We start from the raw sequence: 22269 nt of genomic DNA, 5'->3' as shown, positions 1-22269 counted from the left end.
CCGAGCCGAGAAAAAGTGGCCGACATGGTTCGCCCGTGCCGCCGAACAGAAACAAAGTGCAGAATCTGAAAACGCCGACGGGCGGCGCGATCAAGGAATAAATTCCTTATTCGATCTGCGACCGCCCGTCATCTTGCGCGTTCAAACCCGAATGACCCACGCTGCAGCTTTCTTCAGAAAGCCAACGATTCCAGGCCCGGGACGGGAAAACGGGGTTTCCCTGTAGCGCAGCCACAACTCTGTGACTGTGCCTTACTTGTACCAAACGACCGTAACGCCGTCAAGGCTTATTTTCCTATTTCATGCAATTCCGGCTAACCGGTTCGAGTCAAATGAGAAATTCGCCACCTGCCCTCACGCCGTCGTCAAGCCCTGTGCCGCCGAGAACTGTTCGAAGGCCGCCACCGCATCCGCCGCATACATCAGCGACGGGCCGCCGCCGAGATAGACGGTCATGCCCAGAACTTCATTGAACTCCTCCCACGTGCAGCCGAGCTTTACCAGCGCCTCGACATGATAGCCGATGCAGCCGTCGCAGCGGGTGGCGATCGCGATGGCCACGGCAATCATTTCCTTGGTCTTTGCCGAAAGCGCCCCGTCCTTGCTGGCATTCTGCGCCAGCTGCGAAAAGCCGGCCATGGTGTCCGGGATCGCCTTGCGGATCTTGCGGGAATTGGCAGAAATGCCCTTGATGATGTCAGGATAGTTCTTGGTCACGGCCTTGCTCCTTACAGATATATATTTTCATATATATTGCAGGAGGCAAGGTTTTCAAGTCCGTTCGCGAACGCCCGTTCAGATGCCCAGAAGCAGGGCGAAATCATCGTCCCCGGCATAGTGTTCGTAAAGCCTGAGAACCAGGTCGCGCACCGATTGGGGAACAGCAGCCCCACGTCCGGCGACGCCCTGATTCAGGCGGAAATTGCGGCCTCGTTCGCGGTCTGCCAGCGCATGGTAAAGGGCCGCGTGAGGAAAGCGATCGGGACCCAGGAAGTTCGAAAGGCGGTCAGCCAACACGGCCTTGTCGCCGAGGAAGTCTGCATCATAGGAAATCCACAGTGGCGCGACGAGACCGGCGCGCTCAGCCTTCCGCCAGGAGAGGTAGAACTGCAGATACCAGGCGGCCATCCGGCCGGCCAGCAGCAACAGACGCTCCTCCTGCGGAAGAGAACCGTAACTGGACGGCAAGCCGTCACTGAAATAGAGGTCCTGATTGCCTGCCTCGCGGCGGGCGGCCAGCAGCATGTCGTCGAGCGAAATCAGGCTGTCGAAGACGTTGCGATAGGTGACGACCGGACGGATGCGGAAGCGATCAATCTGGGCGCAAAGATAGGGTGTGGCGCGCACGTGATGCTGCGCGACATAGCCGCGACCGTTCAGTCCGTGGCGGATGAGCGCCAGTTCGTCCATCTCCTGCTCGCGGAGATCTATGCCGAGAATGGAGGCTGCCGCAGGCCGGTCCGCCGAGGAATTCAGCGTCACGTTCGGCAGGCCCGAGACATGACAGAGCGCGGACTGGATGAATGTGGAGGCCGATTTCGGCGCGCAGGCCACCAGCACATTGGGCTGATCTGCGTGATGCGCCGTCAGCCGTGAGCGAAAGATAAACCGCGCCAGCTCCCAGCTTCCCACCTCGAGATGACGCACCTCGTCAGCGGAGACGCCCGGCAGGTAGAAGGGATTTGCGAAATTGATCGCAGCCGCCGCGGTCAATGTCTCATCGGGCGGCACGTTCTGAAGATAGGCGTCACAGCCTTCGATCAGATTGTTTTCGAGCGTAACGGTCGCAGCATAGGCTGCAAATGCGCGAACTGCGCTGTCTGGGGCGTCTTCCATCTTTGACCTCGTTAGGCGCCCCTCAACGCCTTCGTCTGGATAATTTTCTTAGCATGCTTGCACGAAACTTGCAAAAACGCTTCCGCCGCCCGCTCCTTTTGACATTCGTCAAGATACGGTTGCAAAATGCTGTTTTTGTTTCCTTATTTTTAGAGTGCCGCTTGCCCTGTCGGCGGGCGGATTGCGGGCTCTGCAGCCGGCAGCACTAGCGCGCAGTTGAGATCGCAAACCAGACGGCAACCCCCGCCAGAACCAGCGCCAGCACGCGGCGAACGATTCGCTCGATCTGCGGGCGGGCCAGAACCGGCTGCAGCGCACCGGCGGTGACGACGAGGCCGGCATGAACGCCCGTGGCGATGCCTACATAGATCGCCGTCAGCGCCAGCGTCTCTTCCAGCAATTGCCCGGCCGGATTGACGAAGGTCGGCAGAACCGACACGTAGAAGATGAAGGCCTTGGGATTGAGCAGATTGGAGAGCAGCCCGCGCAGGAAATAGTTGCGCCCCTCGCCCGCCTCTTCGCCCCCTACGCCGCGCCAGGCATCGAAGGCCAGCCAGAACAGGAAGGCGATGCCGCTCCAGCGAAGCGTTTCATAGGCGAGCGTCGAAGAGCGGACGATCTCGGCGACACCGACGGCGGAAATCGTGCCGACGATGGAAAGACCGAGCGCCACGCCGGCCACCGCCGGCAGGGCCTTGCGCCGCCCCTCCTCCGCCGCGACGAGAACAAGCCAGGTCATGTTCGGGCCGGGCGTCAGCTCGATCAGCAGGCTGGCCAGCGCAAAGGCGGCAGCCGATTGCGGAAGCAGACCGTCGAGCATGGCCCTCTCTCACTCGGGCCGGTTGATCGGCCAATCGACGAGGTAGTCCTCGTAATCGTCGATGTCGATGCCGTCTTCGCTGATCGTCTGGCCGCGCACCGAAATGCCGGCCTCATGCACGGTGTCCGGATTGCCGGAGACGAGCGGATGCCACCATTTCAGCTCCTCGCCATCGCGGACGAGGCGATAGGCGCAGGTGGGCGGCAGCCAGGTGATTTCGTTGACCGATTCCACCGTCAGGCGAATGCAGTCCGGCACCGTCTTCTGGCGGTTTTCGTAATCCTTGCAACGGCATGTATCGCCGTCGAGCAGCGTGCAGCGGATCGAGGTCCAGGCGATTTCGCCCGTATCCCAGTCCTCCAGCTTGTTGAGACAACAGAGACCACAGCCGTCGCACAGGCTCTCCCATTCGGTGTCCGACATTTCGAGAAGCGTCTTCTCTTTCCAGAACGGGGTCGTGGTCATCATATCGCCTGCATTCTTTTCTTGTGATTTTCGTTCAAATCAACCAAATCTGGCTCTATACGAGGCGTGTCCTGAAACGGGACACTTATCCGATTTCAACCGGGCGCCACCGCCATGACCGATCCGAACGACCCTTCAAAGAACGAAAAGCCGCGCGTCCGCAAGCGGTTTTTCTTTCTGCAGCTCGATGCGGCGCTGGATTCGGCGCTGTGGACGCTGGGCGACCGGCTGGCCTCCACCTGGCAGTCGATCACCATCTTCTTCCAGCGCTTCCGTGCCCGCGGGCTGTGGAAGGCGCTGTTCGAGGTCGCCGGCGAAGCCATGACGCTGGGCGCCGCAGGCTTCGTGCTGATGCTGGCGCTCGCCCAACCGGCGTTTCAGGAAACGCTGGACGACTGGCGCAAGCGCGGCGACTATGCCGTAACCTTCCTCGACCGCTACGGCAACCAGATCGGCCATCGCGGCATTATCCATGAGAAGTCCGTGCCGGTCGACGACCTGCCGGATTATTTCGTCAAGGCGCTGCTTTCGACCGAAGACCGGCGCTTCTTCGACCATTTCGGCATCGACATCATCGGCCTGTTCCGAGCCATTTCCACCAATGCCCGCGCCGGCGGCGTCGTGCAGGGCGGCTCGACGCTGACGCAGCAGCTGGCCAAGAACCTCTTCCTCTCGAGCGAGCGGTCCATCGAGCGCAAGATCAAGGAAGCCTTTCTCGCGCTCTGGCTCGAATCGCATCTGACGAAGAAGGAAATTCTCCGTCTCTATCTCGACCGCACCTATATGGGCGCCGGCACGTTCGGCGCGGAGGCGGCCGCGCAATATTATTTCGGCAAGGACATCACCGACATCAACCTGGCGGAAGCCGCGATGATGGCCGGTCTCTTCAAGGCGCCGACCAAATATTCGCCGACCGTCAACCTGCCCGCCGCCCGCGCCCGCGCCAACGACGTGCTGACCAATCTCGTGCAGTCCGGCTTCATGACGGAGGGCCAGGTGGTGGCCGCGCGGCGAAATCCGGCCAGCGTCGTCGATCGCGCCGGCTCGCAGTCGCCCGACTATTTCCTCGACTGGGCCTTTGACGAGGCCAAGCGTCTGGCCGGGCCGAAATCCTCGCACACGCTCTTCGTCAAGACGACCTTCGATCCGCAGCTGCAGCAGGCGGCGGACGAATCCATGCAGTCGACGCTGCGGCAATATGGCGAGAGCGCCCATATCGGCCAGGGCGCGCTGGTGCTGATCGAGAATGGCGGCGCGGTGCGCGCCATGGTCGGCGGGCGCGACTACGGCGAAAGCCAGTTCAACCGCGCCACACGCGCGCTGCGCCAGCCGGGCTCGTCCTTCAAGGTCTATACCTATTCGCTCGCCATGGAAAACGGCTTCACGCCGGACTCGATGATCACCGACGGGCCGATCTCCTGGGGCAACTGGTCGCCGCAGAATTACGAGCGTCGCTATGAAGGGCGCGTGTCACTCAAAACTGCGCTCGCGCAGTCGATCAACACCGTGCCGGTGCGCCTTGCCAAGGAGCATTTCGGCATTCCGCCGATCATCAAGATGGCGCATGCAATGGGCGTGGAAACGCCGATCAAGAACGATGTAACCATCCCGATCGGCACGTCGGAAGTGACCGTCATGGATCAGGCGACCGCCTATGGCGTCTTTATGTCCGGCGGCATGCAGACACGCCGCCACGGCATCGTGCAGATCACCGACGATCAGGGCAAGATCATCTATGACTTCAACCGCGACGAGCCGCCGGCCAAGCGTGTGCTTTCCGAACAGGCGACGACGTCGATGAACAGCATCCTCGTGACGATCCCGGTCAACGGCACGGCGCGGCGCGCAGCGCTCGACAACGGCATTCCGACCGCCGGCAAGACGGGCACGACGCAGTCCTATCGTGACGCCTGGTTCGTCGGCTTCACTGGCAATTTCACCTGCGCGGTGTGGCTCGGCAATGACGACTTCTCGCCGACCAACCGCATCACCGGCGGCTCGCTGCCGGCCGCCACCTTCAAGAAGCTGATGGATTATGCGCATGAGGGCATCCCGCTGCGCCCCATCCCCGGTATCGACGCGCCGACGCCAGCCATTGTCGCCAGCAATGTGTCGAACAGGAGCGCCGAAAAGAAGCCCGGGACGGAGGAGACACGGCTTTCGATCGAGCGTCCACGCATGCTAAGCCCGGCTTCGACAAAGCTGATAGAGACGATCGGCAAGGCGCTGGCGGATGCAGCCCCCTTGAGCGACGCCTCGGCAGAGGTTCCGGCGGTGCCGGTTCAGGTGGGCAGCAACTAGAGCAATTCCCGCGAAAGTGGAAACCGGCTTCGCGTCCAGAATTGCGCAAGAACAACACGATAGAGCATGTATGAACCGGCAACCGGCACACGGTTCCGATTTCAGGTGAAACAGAGACTTAAAGCGAGAAAGAAGCAAGCCAGTTCATGTTCCGGGTTCCCTTTCTCGTTGCCGTTGCCCTGACGATCGCGTTCGGTGTCGGCATCCTCATCACGAAAAGCGCAATCAGCCGCTCCTCCGGCTTCAGCGCGCTGGAGATTGGTGTCTGGCAGGCCTATCCGAAGGCTCAGACCTCGGAGGCAGACCCCTATGCCCGCAACCACCGCGCCAAGGCCTCGGGCCTGCTGCTCGGCAGCGCCGAAGGTCTGGTCTTCTATGCCGACAAGGATGATGCGGGCAACGCACTCACGGGCGGCTGCACCTATCGCGTTTCCGGCAAAGTGCCGCAGGCGCGGTTCTGGACCATTGCCATCGCCGATGCCTCCAACCAGCCGCTTTCGGCCAGGCCCGGACTGCCTTCCGCCCTCAATGCGCAATCGGTGCTCTACGACAATGACGGGACGCTCACGGTCTCGGTTTCGCAGAACCCGCAGCCGGGCAATTGGCTCGCCGTGCCGCCCATCGGGCATTACCGCCTCGCCTTCACGCTGTTCGATACGCCGGTGGCCGGGAGTTCCGGCCTGATCGACCAGTCGATGCCGACCATCACCCGGGAGGGCTGCGGCGATGCGTAGTCTGTTTTACGCCATCGGCGTCGGCCTGCTCGGGGCGCTGGTGCTGCATATCACCGTCATTCTCGCGACACCGGTCTATACCGGCGCCGACATCTATGCCCGCGTGCTCGATCTCGGCGCGGATGGCGAATTCCGGCCGCTGCCGGAGACCTCGAAGGATGGCGGGCTGGCGGTGAGCGGGCCATTTCTGAAGGAGGCCGTCTGCGCCTTTTCCGTCGATGACGGACCGGTGAACCTGACGGCGGAAGGCAAGGTCCCCTTCTGGTCGGCGGCGATCTATGACAGCCGCTCCAACGAGATTTTCAGCATGAGCGACCGCACCTCGGTCCGGGGAACTATGGACATCATTGCCGGCACCGAAGCGCAGATCACGGCGCTGAAAAACAGCGGCGCCGGCACGTCGGAGAACCATATCTTCGTCACCATGCCCGCCCAGGATGGCTATGTCGTTCTGAGGACCGTCATGCCGGAAACGAGCATGGCAACGAGCGCGCAGGACTTTCTCGACAGCGCCACATGCGACGGGTTGTAAGCTCTGCCGACACAAATTAAAAGTGTATTTTGTATTTACGCAACTCTTGGGTTGTGATTATCTCCTCTTGCGAAACAGAACGCGAGGGGACCGCCGCATGTTTGTGAACTGGATGGACTACAAGGGCACGCAACTCCAGCGCCATGAGACCAAGGATTGCTATCGCTTCGCCACCGCCCACAAGGCCTTCGATGCAGATGGCGCGCCGAACGCATATCATCCCAACAATACCGGCCTCGATGACAATGCAAATGCAGGCTATGGGGCTCGGCCAAAGAAAGGGTGGAAAGATGTGCTGGTTCCGGATCCGAACAACCAGAGCGTACCTTATGTCCAGAAATCCGGGGAGTTCCAGGGTTACTTCGTCTCGCAGACGGCGCTGAAAGACATTCCGAAGGACGACATCGACATCACGAAATATGTCGATTCGCGCCACGTTCCCTATCTCGTGTTTCCAGGCCCATTCGCCACGATGGCGGGCACCGGCCGGCTGGGCGATATCGGCTTTGCCTACAATCTCGCCAACCAGAAATCCTCGCCCTTCATCATCGCCGATATCGGCCCGCCAGACGCCACACTCGGCGAAATGTCCATCGCCCTCGGCCATGCGCTCGGCGGACAGAATATCAATCCCAGAAACGGCGCCGGTGCGCCGCAAGGGCGCATCGTTTACGTGATTTTCCGCTATTCTTCCGCGCAAGATTCGCACAAACGGTGGCCGCTGAGCGCTCTGGAAATCGAGGCGATATGCCATGGCCATCTTCAGCAGATCGGCGGCGTGCAAGCCGCGATCGACGGGCTCTAGCCGAGCCCTCGCGAATAGTCCGTATCCGCCCCTTCACAACTTTACCGCGACCGCGTGACACGCGCGGCCTCGTCGGTCATGCCGACTTCTCACACAATTCCGGACGCAAAACGCTTACGCACTTTTGCTGGAATTGGCTTCTTCCACGCAATTCCGGACGCAAAACCGCTACGCACTTTTGCTGGAATTGGCCTTCTTCTCACGCAATTCCGGACGCAAAACCGCTTACGCACTTTTGCTGGAATTGCTTTAATGCTTCACCGGTTCGCCGCGCTCGTTAAGCTCGACGCGTTCGGGGATGCTGCCGACGCGTTCATAGCGGATGCCGGTGAAAAAGAGGATTTGCGCGTCCTGTGCCGCCGTGTTGCTCGACGGCGTGACGGTACGCGGATGGCGCGGCATGCGCTCGCTGATACTGATAACCTGGGCCATTCTCGTCTCCTGAAACCTTGAGACGGATGAACGAAGAACACAATTTCACCCTGTCCGCCTATCCCGTGCGGACCAGCGCAATTTCCGGGTGACACAGGATCGATCTTTCCTGCCCATGCCGGGACATCTGCGCTTTCTCATCACCTGTCTGCGGCTCTGCTACGCGCCGCCTTCCAAACGATGCTTTCCGCGGAGGATAAACGCTCCACGACGAATGCGGTTCCCCCCGCGCCCGTGTGATCATAAGGCCACAGGGATAGTTAATGGCTTGTAAACAGTTTTCACTTAATTTGAATCGCTATGGGACAGGCATCAACTTCGGCGCGTTTTTCGCCGGCCGGTCCCCTGTTGTATTGCGTAGCGTCAGGTGTGCCCGTGTTGGACAGGTTCAGAGAGTTGGAGAAGCCGCATTCCATTCGCAAGCGAGACGTGGTCTTGATGGCGACGGTGACCAGCTTCGAAGCGCTCTGCAAGCCCTCCCGGATCGAACTGAGACAATTCACCGAACTGTTCCGCCCGCTTTATGAACGCTCCAGCGAAGAGGCGCGCCGTCAGGCCGTCGCCGCGCTTTCCCGCGTCAGGACGCTGCCGCAGGCGGTGTGTTCCTTCATCGGCGCGCAGCCGATCAATATTGCCGCGCTCTTCCTGTCGCAATCGCCCGCGATTTCGGACCGGACGCTGATCGATATTGCCCGCAGCCAGGGCCGCGCGCATGCTCATGCCATTGCGACGCGCGCCAATCTGTCCCCCATTGTGGTCGATGCGCTGGCCGCCCTGCATGACGGCAGCTCCTATCGGCGCGCGGAACCGGCCGAGCCGGCCTCGCAACCCGCCGCCAACGCCCTGCCGCTCCAGACCGCTCCGGCGGCATCGGCCGGCCCCGCCGTCCTCGAGCCCCCTGCCGCCGAGCCGGAGCAGGAGCGCGCAGAGAACGACGCCCGGGAAATGGCACGTCTGGCACGCGAAGAGGCTCTGCGCAACGAATTGCGGCAGCTCGCCGCCGCGTTGCCCTCCGATGAACCGTATCAGGCGGTCCTGCTGCGTGCCGCCGACGAGGTGCAGATCGCACTTTTCGTCCGCTTTGCCCGCGCCCGTCAGATGGGTCTCTTCGCCCGTGTCCTGACCGATGCGCTGGATGCCTCGCCCGCGCTGTCGGAGCGCATCCTGCTCGACATCTCCGGCCACCAGCTCGCCACGACATTGATCGCGCTGGGCTGCCGCCCCGGCGATATCCGCCCCATCCTGACGGCGATCTATCCGCATCTCGCCCAGATCGAGAATGGCCGCAACCGCGCTTTCAATCTCGTGCAGTCGCTCGACCCGGCCGACTGTGTCACGCGTGTCATCGCCTGGCGGCGCGCCGACATCTACACCCGCACCGGGCGCTACGAGGATGTGGAGGCCGACATGGCCGAGCAGGCCAGAGCGGCAGCGGGCAACGGCAATGCAACCCTGGCCGCGAAGCGGTCGGCGCGGGGCTGAGCCTTAAGCGTCGTCTTCGGCCATATCGAGATAGTCGCCGATCGGTCTGTCCGTCTCGACCTCGACCACCCAGAGATCCGGATCGAAGCGGATCTCCCGCGCCAGCATCTCCCTCACGGCTTCTTCCTCAGCCATGTTCAGCCGCGTCTCGAACTTGCGTCCCCGTACCTCGCCTTGCTCGAAGGCCGTCTGCGGCGCGGGCGCATGGAGCGAGACCGTCCCGTCGCGAAAGCGCTGGGTCACGAAGAGTGCGCCGGCCTGTTCCTCGCCCTTGCGGTCGACGGCCGCAAAGCCGCCATCGGCAAAGATGCGGCGGACAAGGGCGGCGGCGAAGATTTCGGTTTTCAGGCGCATGGTCGGCTTCCCCACGGTTTTGCGGGTGATGGCGGAGAATGACGCGCAAGTCCAGTGCGGCAATCGGTCCGTCGCCACCACAATTGACGTTGCACAAATCTCGCGATAGCGCTGTAACGGGGATGGGAGCATGTCCTGCCGCGAATGCTGCGCTGAATTTGCTCCACGTCAAAGATCGCAAACCGTTTCGAAGGCAAGAAACGCTCAGGCATTTTTTGCCGGATATGGTTTGAACGGGACAGGTTTCATGCCGCGAAGGCTGAACATAATCGTGCGGATGATGATCGTCGTCGCTCTGGCGACGATCGGCTTTGCGCACAAACCTGTCATGGCGGGCCCCGTTCCGGCCTCGGTGGAATATGCCGCCTACAAGCTGCCCGACGGCACGCTGCCGGTTCTCTGCATCACCGTCACAGGCGACGAGAACATGTCGGGCCAGCGCAAGGGTTCGGCGGACGCGCATGGCTGCGAAGCCTGCCGTCTCGCCGCCTCCATCCTTGTGTCCGCGCCGCCGGCCTTGAATGCCAGCGCGGTGGAATTTCCGCATCAGCGCTGCCCCTATTGCAGCGAGATCCCGAAGCCTGACCTTGCCGAAACCTCGCGTGCCCTGCCAAGGGCTCCGCCGTCAGCCCTCCTTGCCTGACGGCAATTTTCGCGCGTTTCGCCTCAAGCGCTTGCGCCTTCGGCGTCGGGACCGCGCGGGAACCCGAAAACCCGTTCTCCATCCATCCTGACGGCCAGATGCCAAAAACGACGCGCCAAGGCTGCGCGCGGGCCTGCCGTCTTTGAAGACACGCAAGGAACATCCATGTCCAAATTTCTGAACTCCGCGCTCGCCCTGACACTGGCTTCTCTCATTGCCGGTCCGGCCTTTGCGCATGTCACCATCGAGAGCAAGGAGGCTCAAGTCGGCACCGGCTTCAAGCTGGTGCTGCGCGTGCCGCATGGCTGCAAGGGACAGGCCACCAGCTCGATCCGCGTCCAGATCCCGGAGGGTGTCGTCAACGCCAAGCCGATGCCGAAGGCCGGCTGGACGCTCGAAAAGGTGAAGGGCAAATATGCCGCAACCTACAAGCCCTATGGCCACGAGGTCTCGGAGGGCGTGAAGGAAATCGAGTGGAAGGGCGGCAACCTGCCCGACGACGAATATGACGAATTCACCGTCTCCACCTATCTCGACGCCAGCCTGAAAGCGGGCTCGACGCTTTATTTCCCGGTGGTCCAGACCTGCGTCGACGGCTCGGCCACCCGCTGGATCGAAATCCCGGTCGAGGGCAAGGGTGAACCGGACGCGCCGGCGCCGGGCGTGAAGCTGATCGAGAAGAAGTAAGCATGGCAAAGCCGTCCCCCTCCATGGGCATGTCCAGTGAAGTCCCCCTCTGGCTGCCGCCATCTCTCCCCTTCAATCGGCGGAGACGGATGGGGGGCGGCGCTCACTCTTCCTCCCCCTTGCGGGGAGGCTTGTGGCTGGGTCTTGTCTCCCTTTCCCACAATCTGCTGCAAGGCTTTTGGCAAGGCTTTTGGAAAGGGCTTTGGGCTCTCATCGCCCTCCTCGTCCTCCCCGCCCTCGCGTTCGCCCACGCGCAGCTTGTATCCTCGGACCCCGCAGACGGCCAAATCGTTGCGGCAGCGCCTGCCGCCCTCACGCTCGCCTTCAACGAACCCGTCTCGCCGATCACGATCAAGCTGGCGCGGCCGGATGGGGCGGTTTCGCTGATCGAGGCGGTCAAGGCGGACGGGCCGATCCTTGTCGTCACGCCACCTGCAAATCTGGCCAAAGGCAGCTATGCGCTGAGCTACCGTGTGATCTCCGAAGACGGGCATCCGGTCGGCGGGACACTGGGCTTCTCCATCGGCGCGCCAAGCCCCGGCGGCTCCGCCATGACGGCCGACGCGACGCCGCGGGCGAGCCGGCTGATGATCCTGACGCAGCGCGTGGCGCTCTCCCTCGGGCTCTTCCTCGGCGTGGGCGGGATGTTTGCGCTGCGCTGGTTCGGCCGCGATGGCCGCGAGGGTGAGGCCGCGATCCGGGCGCTGATCGGTCTCGGGCTCCTGTCTGCGGCAACCGGCATCGGGCTGCAGGGCCTCGACATGCTGGCCGTTTCGCCCTCCGCGCTCCTCAGCGCCTCGCCCTGGCGGCAGGGTCTGACGACGAGTTATGCCGTCACGCTGGCGCTGGCGGCGGTCTCCCTCCTGACGGCGCTGCTTGCCAGCTTTGGCAAAGGCCGGCGCGGCATGGCGCTGTCGCTTCTCGCGCTGATCCTCACGGGGCTTGCCATCGCAGCCAGCGGCCATGCGAGCGCGGCCGAGCCACAATGGCTCATGCGGCCGGTGGTGTTCGTCCATGTCGTTTGCCTGACCGTCTGGATCGGGGCGCTTCTGCCGCTCCTGCTGGCGCTCACACGCGGGGGCGAGGCTGGCGGCGAAATGCTGGCGCGGTTTTCGCGGCACATTCTGCCGGTTGTCGGCCTGCTTGTCATCTCGGGCGTCGTGCTGGCGATCGTGCAGGTGCATAAGGTGGAAGCGCTGTGGACTACGGACTATGGCTTCGTGCTGATGGTGAAGCTCGGGCTGGTCGTGATGCTGTTTGCGGCGGCGGCGCTCAATCGTGCGTTTCTCACCGAACCGGCAATGCAGCGGCTTCGGGGCGCGCAAGGCGCGCAAGACACGCTCCGGCCTGCCGGCCATTTCCCCCACAAGGCGGGAAGCCGGGCCCGGCGCGATCCCACCTCACGGGCGCTTCGCGTTTCCATTCTCATCGAGATCCTGATCGCCGTCGCCATTCTCGCCACGGTGGCCAACTGGCGTTTCACCCCGCCGCCACGGGCCTTGCAGCTGGCTGCGCGGCAGGCGGTTGCGGGAGATGTGATGTCCGACAAGGCGATGGCGCAGGTGAGCATCTTTCCCGGCACAACCGGCCCGGTGACGGTCACGGTCAGCCCCATGGCGCATGGCGCGGCCGATCTGACCGTGAAGGAACTCACCGTCATCCTCTCGCAACCGTCCGCCGGCATCGAGCCGATCCGTCGCAGGGCTCAGATGAATGACGAGGGCGATTATGTGGTCGAGGGATTGCGGCTCCCCGTCCCCGGCCGCTGGCATATCCGCGTCGAAATCCTGATCTCGGATTTCGAGATGACGGCGCCGGAGGGCGATGTGACGATCGGACCGTGATCGTCCAGCCTTCACGTTCAAACCGAGGCGTCAAACTGAGATGGACCGGCCCGCCTCGCGCAACAGGAAATGGCGAAGCGTCTCCATTTCGGTCCGCGCGCGTGCCTGCGGCGGATAGACGAGAAAATAGGCAAGCGCGTTGGCCACGCCTTGTGGGAACGGCGCGACCAGTGCGCCCTCTTCCAGCTCGCTTGCCACCAGCGACCGGCGGGCGAGCGCCACCCCGAGGCCGGCCTTCGCGGCATCGAGCGCGCCATTGCTGCCCGTAAAGATCGGGCCGCCCGAGGCCTCGACACGCTCCGCGCCCACCGCCGCGAGCCAGAGCCGCCAGTCGTCGCGGGTCTCGTCATGCAGCAGCGTGAGCCCCGAAAGCGCCTCGACCGAGGAGAGCCCGGCCGCCACGGCGGGGGCCGCAACCGGTGTCAGTTCGTCATCCAGCAGCCGCTCGGAAATCAGACCGTCATAGCGCCCCAGCCCATGGCGGATCGCCAGATCGACCGCATCGCGGGCGAAATCAACCAGCCGATGCGAAATGCTGATCCGCACGTCGAGGCCCGGATTTTCCGCCTCCAAACGGGCGAGCTTCGGCACCAGCCACTGCACGGCGATCGTCGAGGTGCAGCTCACCGTGATCACGCGGGCGCGCGTCGTCTGCCGGACCACCTCGGTCGCCTCGCGCAACATGCGGAAGGCAACCTTGAGGCTGGCGAAATAGGTCTGCCCCTCCACCGTCAATTCGAGAGCACGGGGCTTGCGGACAAAGAGCTTCAGCCCCAGCGCGGCCTCCAGTTCCTTGATCTGGAGACTGACGGCGCCCGGCGTGACGCAAAGCTCCTCGGCCGCGAGACTCATGCTCATATGGCGCGCGGCAGCCTCGAAGGCGCGCAGGCTGACAAGCGGCGGGAGCAAGGGGGCCATGATTTAACTGAACTCAATCATTTAAGGAAAAAGTCTCGTTTGCAAGAAACGGGTGGAACGCCAATTTTCATTCGAGAATACTGGTGTCCGGGTTTGCCCGCAACATCGTTCGGCTTTAGCTGGATTATCAATGGAGGGAACAGGACATGAGTGTGCGCAGAACCATGGGATCCGCGGAATGGACGATGCTGATAACGCTGTCGCTGCTGTGGGGCGGCTCGTTTTTCTTCAACGGCGTTGCCGTCAAGGCGCTGCCGCCGTTGACGCTGGTCTTCCTGCGGGTGGCGCTGGCGGCGCTGACGCTGAATGCCGTCCTTATCCTGCGTGGAACGCCGCTGCCGCTCGACCGACGAATCTGGGCGGCCTTTTTCGGCATGGGGCTGCTCAACAATGTGGTGCCCTTCACCCTGATCGTCTGGGGGCAGACGCATATCGCGAGCGGCGTCGCCTCCATTCTCAATGCGACGACGCCGCTCTTTGCCGTGATCGCCGCGCATCTCTTCCTGGCGGATGAAAAGATGTCGGCGAACCGCGTGCTTGGGGTTCTCGCCGGCTTTTCCGGTGTCATCCTGATGATCGGGCCTTCGGCGCTCACCGGCGCAACCGTCAATCTCTGGGCGCAATGCGCGGTGCTGGGGGCGGCGATTTCCTATTCGTTTGCCGGGATTTTCGGGCGGCGGTTCAAGGCGATGGGCGTTTCGCCGCTCGCGACCGCGACCGGACAGGTCACGGCCTCGGCGATCCTGCTCGCCCCGATCGCCGCCTTTATCGACATGCCGTGGCGGCTCGCCTTCCCTGCGCCCGATGTCTGGCTTTCCGTCGCCGGCATCGCCCTGCTTTCGACAGCGCTCGCCTATATCCTCTATTTCCGCATTCTCTCGAGCGCAGGGGCGACGAATATCGCACTCGTCACCTTCCTCATCCCGGTCAGCGCCATCCTGCTCGGCGCGCTTTTCCTCGGCGAGCGGCTGATGCCCCGCCATTTCGGCGGCCTCGCCCTCATCGCCATCGGCCTTGCCGCCATCGACGGACGCCCGGTGAAGGTTGTGCGCAGATGGGTGACCGCGCGGGGCGAGGACCCCGAGGCGTTCAAGGGGCGGGATATCTGAAGCGGCGAGTCAGTATTGCAGTCACCCAGGCCTCATGCGACAATCGAATCCTGATCAGATTTTTCGTTGAAAGCGACATCGAACATGAGCGTAGCACAGGATTTCCGGGCTTTTGTTCAGCGACAACAACAGAAGGCCGCAGAGGAACACGCTATCGACTGGAATGCTCGAAAACAGGAATGGCTAGAGTATCTGGACACCCTCTATGATGATATCGAAACCTATCTGAAGGAGTACATTCAGTCCGGTGCAATCAGTCTCAAGAAGTCGCAGATCGAGCTTAATGAAGAGAATATAGGGACTTACAATGCCTCGCGGCTGTTCATCGATATCGGTCCGCAACAGATTTCGCTGACGCCGGTCGGAACCCTGCTCATTGGAACCAAGGGACGTGTCGACGTCGAGGGGAGTGCGGGGAGTGCGAGGCTTTTGTTGGTTGATAGAGATCTTATATCACCAAGGGTTTTGTTTAATGTTGAGTTCGTCAAGCCGGACGGCTCCATGTCGGATACACTCAAGCTAGGCGACAAAACCGAAGGGCAAAATTCTGACTTGGTTTGGAAGATTGCTACCCGGCCACCCGTGATAAATTTCATCGACCTCACGAAGGAAACGCTGTTCGAAATGCTGATGGAAGTCAGCAATGGCTGAGAAGGTGTCTTTCTCCGGAGAGAACCTGAGCCTGCAGGATACGGCGGATTTTCATGGTGATACACAAGCAGCGTTGAAGCAGTACTATTCTGTTGTATCTCCAACGTTTCAAGTTCGCTTCTTTGGCCAGCGACCAGAGGCTGTCGAGGCTGAATTGGAGCTACGTTTGGCAGAGCTTAACCGGAATTCGACATTGACCGTTCTTGCGTTGCTGGAAGCCCGTTTTCGGATCGACTACGAGATCAGAAGACGCAGAAAGATGAAGGATGTTGTATCTGTTGAATTTCGCGCACTTTATGCAAGAAAGGGAAGTCGCGTCTCACTTGAAAGCGATATTCTCAGCGTCTGGCGGACAAACCAGACGGGGCAAGCGGCACTGATCGGGAGACTACAGGACGCCTTCAAATTCAGGCATTGGATGGCCCATGGCCGCTATTGGACACCCAAGTTTGGCAAACGGATCGACTATCTTGCTGCTGTTGCACTGGCACAATCGATTCTAACCAGCTTTCCGCTTCTTTCTGCAGAGTAGCCTCACACCTTTGCCGCCAGCCTGACCCCGCCCCAGTGGCGGCCGTTGACGAAGATGGGGGCGGAGATGTCCTTCATGATGATGAAGTTGCCGCCGCCCATGTCGCGGCGGTAGGTCTGGACGAGGAAAGGCTGCTTGCTGCGGCCGGCCCCGAGGCCCGTGCGGTCGTTGAAGATGCGGCGGTTGCGGCTGTTGGCGGTGTTCCATTCCACCTCGCCGGGGCGCTGGCTCTGCGAGAATTTCAGGTTATGCGTCGGCAGATATCCGTTCTCGTCGACGCAGGCGCAGAAGGCGAGCGTCGGGTCGGCATTGATCACGCCCTCCTGGATCGGCGTCAGGACCCGGTCGGTAAAGTCGAGATAGCGTGTCGAGAACTGCTGCGGGTTGGTGCCGGGAATTTCGCGATAGTTGCGGTCAAAGAGATCGCTCATCGTGATCCGGCCGGACGCGATGCCCTGTTCGAAGGCGGCGGAGACGGCGGCGGCCACGTCCTGCACCTTGACGATGAGGCGATGATCCGGTGTCTCGATGCCGGCCGTCGCGGCGACCTGGATGATGCGCTCGGACATGTCGACCAGCCCCTCGACGCGCTCGGCGGCCCCCTGCAGGTGCTTGTTGGAAGCGAGCATTTCGTGCAGCGCCGATTCCAGCTGGCTGACGAAGCCGGAGCAGCGCGTTTCAACGCCGGCGGTCGTGCTGGAAAGCTGCTGCGAATTGTCGAGAATGCGGGTGAACACCTCTTCCATCAGGCGGAAGGAGGCATCCATGGCGGTGGTGATCTCCTTGATCTCGCCGGCCGAACGCGCCGCCCCCACGCCCGCCTCGCCGAGGCGCAGGATCCGGTTGCGGATATCGGAGAGCGTCTTCTGGATGGTCGCCGTCACGGTGGAGGTCTGCAGCGACAGCGCGCGAATTTCGGCAGCGACCACCGCGAAGCCCTTGCCGGCCTCACCGGCGCGGGCGGCTTCAATGGCGGCATTGAGCGCCAGAAGATTGGTCTGGCGGGCGATCGAGCCGATCTCGCCGGCAAACGTGTCAACCTCGTTGAGAGAGACGGCGAATTGTGAAATCTCGCCGGTGATATCAGCGCTCACCTCGACCATGGCGTCGATGCCGGTCGTCGAACGGGAGAGATCGCTGGCGGATTGCTTCAGCGCATCGCGGGCGCGTCCGGCCATCTGGTCGGTGCCGCGCAGCGCTTCGGCAATGCTGCGATTGGCGTCGGCAATGTCATGGGCCGTTCCGGTCAGCTGGCGGAAGACCTGAGAATGTTTCGCGGACGAGGCCGCGACCGTCTGGATCGCGCCGGCGATATCGACAAGATCTATGCCGAGGCGGGAAGCTTCCTGAGACAGGCGGACGATCACGTCGCGCAAGACCTCCGGTCGCGGCGCGTTGTGTGCCGGCTCCTCATCCAGCGTATCCTCAGGCATGCGGTAGGCAGCCGTGTTCATGTCTCACCCCATTTTTCGGTTAAGAGAGGGTGACCGAACGAAGTAAATAAACCTCTAATATTCGAAGGGAACGATACGCCCGCATGCATCATGTCGCAGCCGTGCGACAGCGGGGGCCCCAATTTATGTTTTCCTGATGCGGCGGGCGTCAAATCGGCATCGAAATCCGGCAACCGGACCTCCTAGATTCGGCTTCGAAGGCGGGGGCCGCCATCAGGCCCCGCGTTTCTTTCGGATGCCAGGACATGCAGACTGAGCAAGACTTCATTCCGCCGGCAGGTTCGCTCTGCGACCTCGTGACGCCTTTCGTGGCCGGTCGCATCGATGAAGGGGCGATCGAGCGGCTGGTCGCCTGGCAGATAGCCAGCGGCACGGCCGGGATCGCCGTCTGTGCGCAGGCGGGAGAACCCACGGCACTCTCGGCGGAGGAACGGGCGCGGGTCCTTCGCGCTGCCGTGCGGGCCGCAGACGGCCGGGTTCCGGTTCTGGCCGGAACCGGCACGAATGCGACGGACACGACAATCGGCCTGACCCGCAATGCCGGTGCCCTTGGCGCGGCGGCGGCGGTTGTCACGGTTCCCTATTACAGCAAACCCTCGCCCGCCGGCATTGTCGAACATTTTCGCCGGCTGGATGCGGCGACGGAGATTCCGATCCTCGTGTGGAATGCGCCGGGCCAGACCGCCGTCGATCTGTCGATCGATACGCTGGCTCGGCTGGCGGAGCTTCCGTCGGTGGCCGGGCTCGTCGATGCCTCGGGGCAGATCGAGAAGATCGCCGCCATGCCTGCGGATCTGCGGTCGCGCCTGCATCTCTATTCTGGACATGACGCGACAGCATTGCCCTACTGCCTTGCGGGCGGGCGAGGTGCTCTCTCGGTCGCGGCCAATGTCGTGCCGAGGGATCTTTGCGCCCTGCATGACGCCCTTGCCGCGAAGGATGTGGCCTGCGCCAGCGACATTCACAGCCGGCTTCTGCCCTTTCTGACTCTGCTGGAGGCCGATTCCGTTCCGGTCGGCGTCAAACATGCGCTCCACATCATGTTCGACATTCCGCCGGAGGTCAGGCTGCCGCTGCTGGAGGCGGAGGCCGGCCAGCGGGTGGCGCTCGCGGCGCATGTCAGCGCCTCGCCATCACTGGGGGCGGCCCGCCGCAGCCGGGGCCGGTCCTGAAAATCTTCACAAACGATAGCCCGTGCCGTCGAGAACACGGCGCGCGACTTGTCTTCCAGCAAAGGAGCGAAATCCATGAAGACCCAACCGGATATCCCCGAAAACACATCCTGGCAGCCGCGTTTCACCGTCGGGTGCGATCGCCATGGATATTGGATCGTTGCGGATCTGCTGGATCTGGTGGGCGGGCTTTTCGCCAGCCGGGAGGCGGCGTTGCGGTTTGCCCGGCAGGAAAGCGGCCATGCGCCGGGGGCCGTGCGATGCCTGCCGGACAACGTCATCCTGAAATTCGGCCCGACAGGCCGCCGGCGCAAAGCTCCGGTCGCGGATCACGCCGAGCGGATGAAATCCGCCTGATGTCGGAGACGGGCGAGGCGCGCCTCAGAGCGCGCCGATCTTCTTGAGCTTTTCCAGAACGGCCTCGTCCGGCTCGCCGGTGACGGGCAGGCGGTAGTGTTTCTGGAAGTGCCGGATGGCTTCCTTGGTCTGTTCGCCCGGCACACCGTCGATGGTGACGTTGCGATAGGCCAGATTGGACAGCCCCTTCTGGATTGCCATCGTCAGATTGGACGGGACCGCATCGGTCCCCGGTCTGGCGGCGGCTTCGCCCCTGGCCGGGGCAGTCCTTGTCGAGACGGCGGTCGGCTTCGGCGTTGCGCCCTTTTGCGCCGTCGCCATCTGGGCGACCGGACGCGGGGCAGCGCGCTCGGCGGCCAGTTTTTCCTGTGCGGCCTTGCGGCTTTCCCGCTCGGCCGCCTTGTCGCGCGCGGCCTTCTCGGCGGGCTTCGTCACCGGCTTGGCGGCGGGAGACCTGGTGGCCGTGTTGGGGATCGGCGCGGGCGGCACGGGCGCGGAGACGACCGGCCTCGCCGCCTTGGCGCTTTCGGTCTGCGGCCTGACGGCCTGGGTGGTCGCAGCCGCCGGACGGGGCGCCTTGGCGATCAGTGCCGCAACCGGATCGGCCGGCTTCTGCGGCGGCTTTTCGACGGATTTCTCCACCGGTCTCTGGGGTGCCTTGGCCGCAATCGCGCCGGTGACGTCGGACGGACGGTCGGGCGGCACGACGTTGAATTCGGCATTGTCCTTCTTCAGGAGATCCAGCACGGCGGCATCCGCGGCGCCGGTCTGCGGCAGGCCGCGCGTTTCCTGATAGAACATGATGGCGGCTTCGGTCTTGCTGCCCATCACGCCATCGACGGGGCCATCGTAAAGACCGCGTCTCAGGAGATTGGCCTGCACCTCTGCCACGATACCGTTGGCGGCGGGATTTTGCCCCGGCGCGGGATCGTCATGCACGACGACGCCGTCGGCGGGCCTTGCGGCCGACTGGGACGCGGCTTTCGCCGCGGCAGCGTCGCCCGGGGCGGAGGCGTCACGCTCGACCCGATAGGTGGTTTCCGGCTGCGCGCCCGGATGCATCGCCTGGGCGGCGTAATTCCGGAAGGCGTCGCGGGTGTCGAGCCAGGGATGGGGATGCGAGCTCGGCTGATACCAAAGCGCATTGGCCGCCACGAAGGAGAAGATGATGGCAAAGGCCGTCGTCCCGCCGGTCGCAACGGGATTGCGCATGGCGGCTTGACCGATCATCGCAGCGCCGCCCGCAATCATCCGCGAGACGCGCCCGGCCTGCCGTTTAGGCGGTCTGCGCTTTCGCGTGGTCATGGGCATTTTCCTTTTTGTCATTCATGCTTTTTCCTGCGACCGGAAGGCGCGGCGGAAATTCGGGTCTGGTGTCGAGGGCGACCACCTGGCTGGTTTCTGTCGAGGCAGGTTCCAGGATCTGGCCCCGGGCGACTTGGGGTCCGGCTTCGGGGAAGCTGACGGAGACGACAGTGCCCTCGCCCAGCCGGCTTTCGATGACGACGCGGCCGCCATGCAGCTCGACCAGGCCCTTGACGAGCGAGAGGCCGAGGCCGGTGCCTTCATATTTGCGCGCATATTCACCCTGCACCTGCATGAAGGGGCGGCCGAGCAGCGCGATCTTGTCCTGCGGGATGCCGATGCCGGTGTCGCTGACGGTGAAGACGAGTTCGCCGCCGCGGCGCTCGACGTCGAGCGAGACGACACCGCCGGCATCGGTGAATTTCAGCGCATTGCCGACGAGGTTGATCAGCACCTGCTGCACCGCGCGGCGGTCGGCGACGAGATCGCCAGCGTCGCGGGCGATGCGGGTTGTCAGCGTCACGCCCTTGTTCTTGGCCTGCAGCGCCAGCATCCGCTCACAGGTCGAAACGGCCTCGGACGCGGCGAAGTCCTCGCACTGGAGTTCGTAGCGGCCGGCCTCGATCTTGCTCATGTCGAGCATGGTGTTGACGAGCGCGAGAAGATGATTGCCCGACTGGTTGATCAGGCCGACATATTCGCGCTGGCGGTCGTTTTCGAGCTTGCCGAAATATTCACCGGCCAGAATGTCGGAAAAGCCGAGAATGGCGTTGAGCGGCGTGCGCAGTTCGTGGCTGACGGCGGCCAGGAACCGCGTCTTTGCCTCGTTGGCCGTCTCGGCATCCTCGACCTTTGCGGAAAGCGCGCGGGTCATCGCGACCTCCTCGGCATTGTCGAGCATCTGCGAAAGGAAGCCGGCGAAGTCTCCAAAGGGCGTAAAAAAGGCGCTGAGCATCAGGCGGCGGTGGACGAACTGGCTGCGGGCGTCTTCTTCCGCGCTGCGGGTTTCGAAGCGCAGATTGATGGCCGAGCCCTTGCCGCCCTGGCGCATGGCGTCGACCGCCTGCAGGAAGAGGATGCGATCGGAAACGTGGATCTGGTCGAGGAAGCCCTTGGCGTCAAGCGCCCGCAGATCGCCCATCAGGGCGGCGCGATCACGGCCACTGACGCGGGTAACAAGGCCGCGCTCATTATGAAGTGTCACGAGGCCCGGAAGGAGATCGAGCAGCGGGTCCTGCTGATAACGTGCGAGCGTATCGTCCTGCGCGGCCTCGGCGGCAGCGGCAGTCTGGCGCGTCCCGCTGGCAAACCAGGCAGCGGCGACCAGCGTCAAAGCGGCAACGCCGCCCACGCCGACGGGAAGCGCAACGGCAGGACTGGTGCCAAGGCACAGAGCCGCAGGTGCCACCATCATGCCGTAGAGGCCGAAGGTCGCGACCCGTTCAAGCCGGCGCGCGGCGGCCGGATCGGCGAGAGCAAGGCCGGGGGCCCATGCGCTCGCCAGCCGCATCGGCAGCGACTGCATTTTTCCGGCCATGTTACGCAAAACTCGCAACGCGATTACCCTGTGACTCATATTCTTATATGGGACGACATTGGCGCAGGCGGCTTAAGGAAAGTCTAAAAACGGATGCCCAAGCCTTGCGATTTTCTGTCGCAATCCTGTTTTGGAACGATTTCTCGGGGGCTTTGAAGAATGTGGTTAACGGGGCGTAAGCGCCTGAAAAACCTCGATTTGCCGCAAGCGTTAACGTTTGGCCGGAGGGCTCTGCCCGCAAAGCCCTGCAAGCCTTGGACTTCAGCTCGGGCAAGATTAACGAAGATCGCTCAAATGCG

The 22269-nt window shown here is 62.9% G+C and carries 23 protein-coding genes; 13 read left to right on the top strand and 10 right to left on the bottom strand.

Features of this window, described 5'->3' with window-relative positions; genetic code table 11:
• Nucleotides 1–354 precede the first annotated feature (354 nt).
• The 4 genes from LQK83_RS06485 to LQK83_RS06470 form a co-directional block, all read right to left on the bottom strand.
• Entirely contained in the window at nucleotides 355–717 is a 363-nt protein-coding gene (locus tag LQK83_RS06485; protein WP_230836551.1) for a carboxymuconolactone decarboxylase family protein, read from the bottom strand.
• Nucleotides 718–795: 78 nt separating this feature from the next.
• On the bottom strand, nucleotides 796–1836 hold the full coding sequence (locus LQK83_RS06480) for a hypothetical protein (RefSeq protein WP_230836550.1): 1041 nt from the start codon (nucleotides 1834–1836) through the stop codon (nucleotides 796–798).
• 205 nt (nucleotides 1837–2041) lie between these two features.
• Nucleotides 2042–2656 (bottom strand): LysE family translocator, encoded by a 615-nt coding sequence (locus LQK83_RS06475; RefSeq protein ID WP_230836549.1) that lies wholly within the window; start codon nucleotides 2654–2656, stop codon nucleotides 2042–2044.
• Nucleotides 2657–2665: 9 nt separating this feature from the next.
• Entirely contained in the window at nucleotides 2666–3121 is a 456-nt protein-coding gene (locus tag LQK83_RS06470) for a YcgN family cysteine cluster protein (protein WP_230836924.1), read from the bottom strand.
• A 114-nt stretch (nucleotides 3122–3235) separates the two neighbouring features.
• Between LQK83_RS06470 and LQK83_RS06465 the strand changes: the two genes are divergently transcribed.
• The 4 genes from LQK83_RS06465 to LQK83_RS06450 all read left to right on the top strand — a co-directional run bounded on the left by LQK83_RS06465 (nucleotide 3236) and on the right by LQK83_RS06450 (nucleotide 7493).
• A complete protein-coding gene (locus tag LQK83_RS06465; protein WP_230836548.1) occupies nucleotides 3236–5422 on the top strand; it encodes a transglycosylase domain-containing protein in 2187 nt (728 codons plus the stop codon).
• Between the two features lie 146 nt (nucleotides 5423–5568).
• A complete protein-coding gene (locus LQK83_RS06460; protein WP_230836547.1) occupies nucleotides 5569–6156 on the top strand; it encodes a DUF1214 domain-containing protein in 588 nt (195 codons plus the stop codon).
• Complete coding sequence (locus LQK83_RS06455) at nucleotides 6149–6688, top strand: DUF1254 domain-containing protein (protein ID WP_230836546.1); 540 nt, start codon at nucleotides 6149–6151, stop codon at nucleotides 6686–6688. The genes LQK83_RS06460 and LQK83_RS06455 overlap by 8 nt, the downstream gene beginning before the upstream one ends.
• A 97-nt stretch (nucleotides 6689–6785) precedes the next feature.
• Nucleotides 6786–7493 carry a glycoside hydrolase family 75 protein gene (locus LQK83_RS06450; RefSeq protein WP_230836545.1) on the top strand — a complete coding sequence of 236 codons (708 nt, stop codon included), beginning with the start codon at nucleotides 6786–6788 and terminating at the stop codon, nucleotides 7491–7493.
• A gap of 249 nt (nucleotides 7494–7742) precedes the next feature.
• On the opposite strand, the gene LQK83_RS06445 is transcribed toward LQK83_RS06450, so the two are convergent.
• On the bottom strand, nucleotides 7743–7925 hold the full coding sequence (locus tag LQK83_RS06445) for a hypothetical protein (protein WP_230836544.1): 183 nt from the start codon (nucleotides 7923–7925) through the stop codon (nucleotides 7743–7745).
• Nucleotides 7926–8363: 438 nt separating this feature from the next.
• Between LQK83_RS06445 and LQK83_RS06440 the strand changes: the two genes are divergently transcribed.
• A complete protein-coding gene (locus LQK83_RS06440; RefSeq protein ID WP_230836543.1) occupies nucleotides 8364–9407 on the top strand; it encodes a DUF2336 domain-containing protein in 1044 nt (347 codons plus the stop codon).
• A gap of 3 nt (nucleotides 9408–9410) precedes the next feature.
• Here LQK83_RS06440 and LQK83_RS06435 read toward each other — a convergent pair whose 3' ends face one another.
• Complete coding sequence (locus tag LQK83_RS06435) at nucleotides 9411–9761, bottom strand: DUF1491 family protein (protein WP_230836542.1); 351 nt, start codon at nucleotides 9759–9761, stop codon at nucleotides 9411–9413.
• A 247-nt stretch (nucleotides 9762–10008) separates the two neighbouring features.
• Here LQK83_RS06435 and LQK83_RS06430 point away from each other — a divergent pair, with 247 nt between their 5' ends.
• The 3 genes from LQK83_RS06430 (at nucleotide 10009) to LQK83_RS06420 (ending at nucleotide 12935) form a co-directional block, all read left to right on the top strand.
• Nucleotides 10009–10404, top strand: coding sequence for a hypothetical protein (locus LQK83_RS06430; protein ID WP_230836541.1), 396 nt, complete (start codon nucleotides 10009–10011; stop codon nucleotides 10402–10404).
• A 165-nt stretch (nucleotides 10405–10569) separates the two neighbouring features.
• On the top strand, nucleotides 10570–11091 hold the full coding sequence (locus tag LQK83_RS06425) for a YcnI family copper-binding membrane protein (protein WP_230836540.1): 522 nt from the start codon (nucleotides 10570–10572) through the stop codon (nucleotides 11089–11091).
• A gap of 131 nt (nucleotides 11092–11222) precedes the next feature.
• Nucleotides 11223–12935, top strand: coding sequence for a copper resistance CopC/CopD family protein (locus LQK83_RS06420; protein ID WP_230836539.1), 1713 nt, complete (start codon nucleotides 11223–11225; stop codon nucleotides 12933–12935).
• A 30-nt stretch (nucleotides 12936–12965) separates the two neighbouring features.
• On the opposite strand, the gene gcvA is transcribed toward LQK83_RS06420, so the two are convergent.
• Nucleotides 12966–13853, bottom strand: a complete 888-nt coding sequence (gene gcvA / locus LQK83_RS06415) for a transcriptional regulator GcvA (protein WP_230836538.1) — start codon at nucleotides 13851–13853, stop codon at nucleotides 12966–12968.
• A gap of 146 nt (nucleotides 13854–13999) precedes the next feature.
• On the opposite strand from gcvA, the gene LQK83_RS06410 reads away from it, so the two are divergent.
• The 3 genes from LQK83_RS06410 (at nucleotide 14000) to LQK83_RS06400 (ending at nucleotide 16145) form a co-directional block, all read left to right on the top strand.
• Nucleotides 14000–14962, top strand: a complete 963-nt coding sequence (locus tag LQK83_RS06410) for a DMT family transporter (RefSeq protein ID WP_230836537.1) — start codon at nucleotides 14000–14002, stop codon at nucleotides 14960–14962.
• An 84-nt stretch (nucleotides 14963–15046) separates the two neighbouring features.
• The gene (locus LQK83_RS06405; RefSeq protein ID WP_230836536.1) at nucleotides 15047–15613 is read left to right on the top strand and encodes a hypothetical protein; all 567 of its coding nucleotides are present in this window, start codon (nucleotides 15047–15049) and stop codon (nucleotides 15611–15613) included.
• On the top strand, nucleotides 15606–16145 hold the full coding sequence (locus tag LQK83_RS06400) for a hypothetical protein (RefSeq protein ID WP_230836535.1): 540 nt from the start codon (nucleotides 15606–15608) through the stop codon (nucleotides 16143–16145). Before LQK83_RS06405 ends, LQK83_RS06400 begins: the two co-directional genes overlap by 8 nt.
• 2 nt (nucleotides 16146–16147) lie before the next feature.
• On the opposite strand, the gene LQK83_RS06395 is transcribed toward LQK83_RS06400, so the two are convergent.
• A complete protein-coding gene (locus LQK83_RS06395; protein ID WP_230836534.1) occupies nucleotides 16148–17599 on the bottom strand; it encodes a methyl-accepting chemotaxis protein in 1452 nt (483 codons plus the stop codon).
• A gap of 245 nt (nucleotides 17600–17844) precedes the next feature.
• On the opposite strand from LQK83_RS06395, the gene dapA reads away from it, so the two are divergent.
• Nucleotides 17845–18771 carry a 4-hydroxy-tetrahydrodipicolinate synthase gene (dapA, locus tag LQK83_RS06390; protein ID WP_230836533.1) on the top strand — a complete coding sequence of 309 codons (927 nt, stop codon included), beginning with the start codon at nucleotides 17845–17847 and terminating at the stop codon, nucleotides 18769–18771.
• A gap of 75 nt (nucleotides 18772–18846) precedes the next feature.
• Entirely contained in the window at nucleotides 18847–19128 is a 282-nt protein-coding gene (locus LQK83_RS06385) for a hypothetical protein (protein WP_230836532.1), read from the top strand.
• A 24-nt stretch (nucleotides 19129–19152) separates the two neighbouring features.
• Here LQK83_RS06385 and LQK83_RS06380 read toward each other — a convergent pair whose 3' ends face one another.
• Both LQK83_RS06380 and LQK83_RS06375 read right to left on the bottom strand, forming a co-directional pair.
• Entirely contained in the window at nucleotides 19153–20433 is a 1281-nt protein-coding gene (locus LQK83_RS06380; protein ID WP_230836531.1) for a peptidoglycan-binding domain-containing protein, read from the bottom strand.
• Nucleotides 20405–21970 carry a sensor histidine kinase gene (locus tag LQK83_RS06375; protein ID WP_230836530.1) on the bottom strand — a complete coding sequence of 522 codons (1566 nt, stop codon included), beginning with the start codon at nucleotides 21968–21970 and terminating at the stop codon, nucleotides 20405–20407. Before LQK83_RS06375 ends, LQK83_RS06380 begins: the two co-directional genes overlap by 29 nt.
• Nucleotides 21971–22269 lie beyond the last annotated feature (299 nt).

The organism is Rhizobium sp. C1, assembly GCF_021026335.1.
Classification (GTDB): domain Bacteria; phylum Pseudomonadota; class Alphaproteobacteria; order Rhizobiales; family Rhizobiaceae; genus Ensifer_A.
This window is presented reverse-complemented; position numbering and strand designations above follow the sequence as displayed.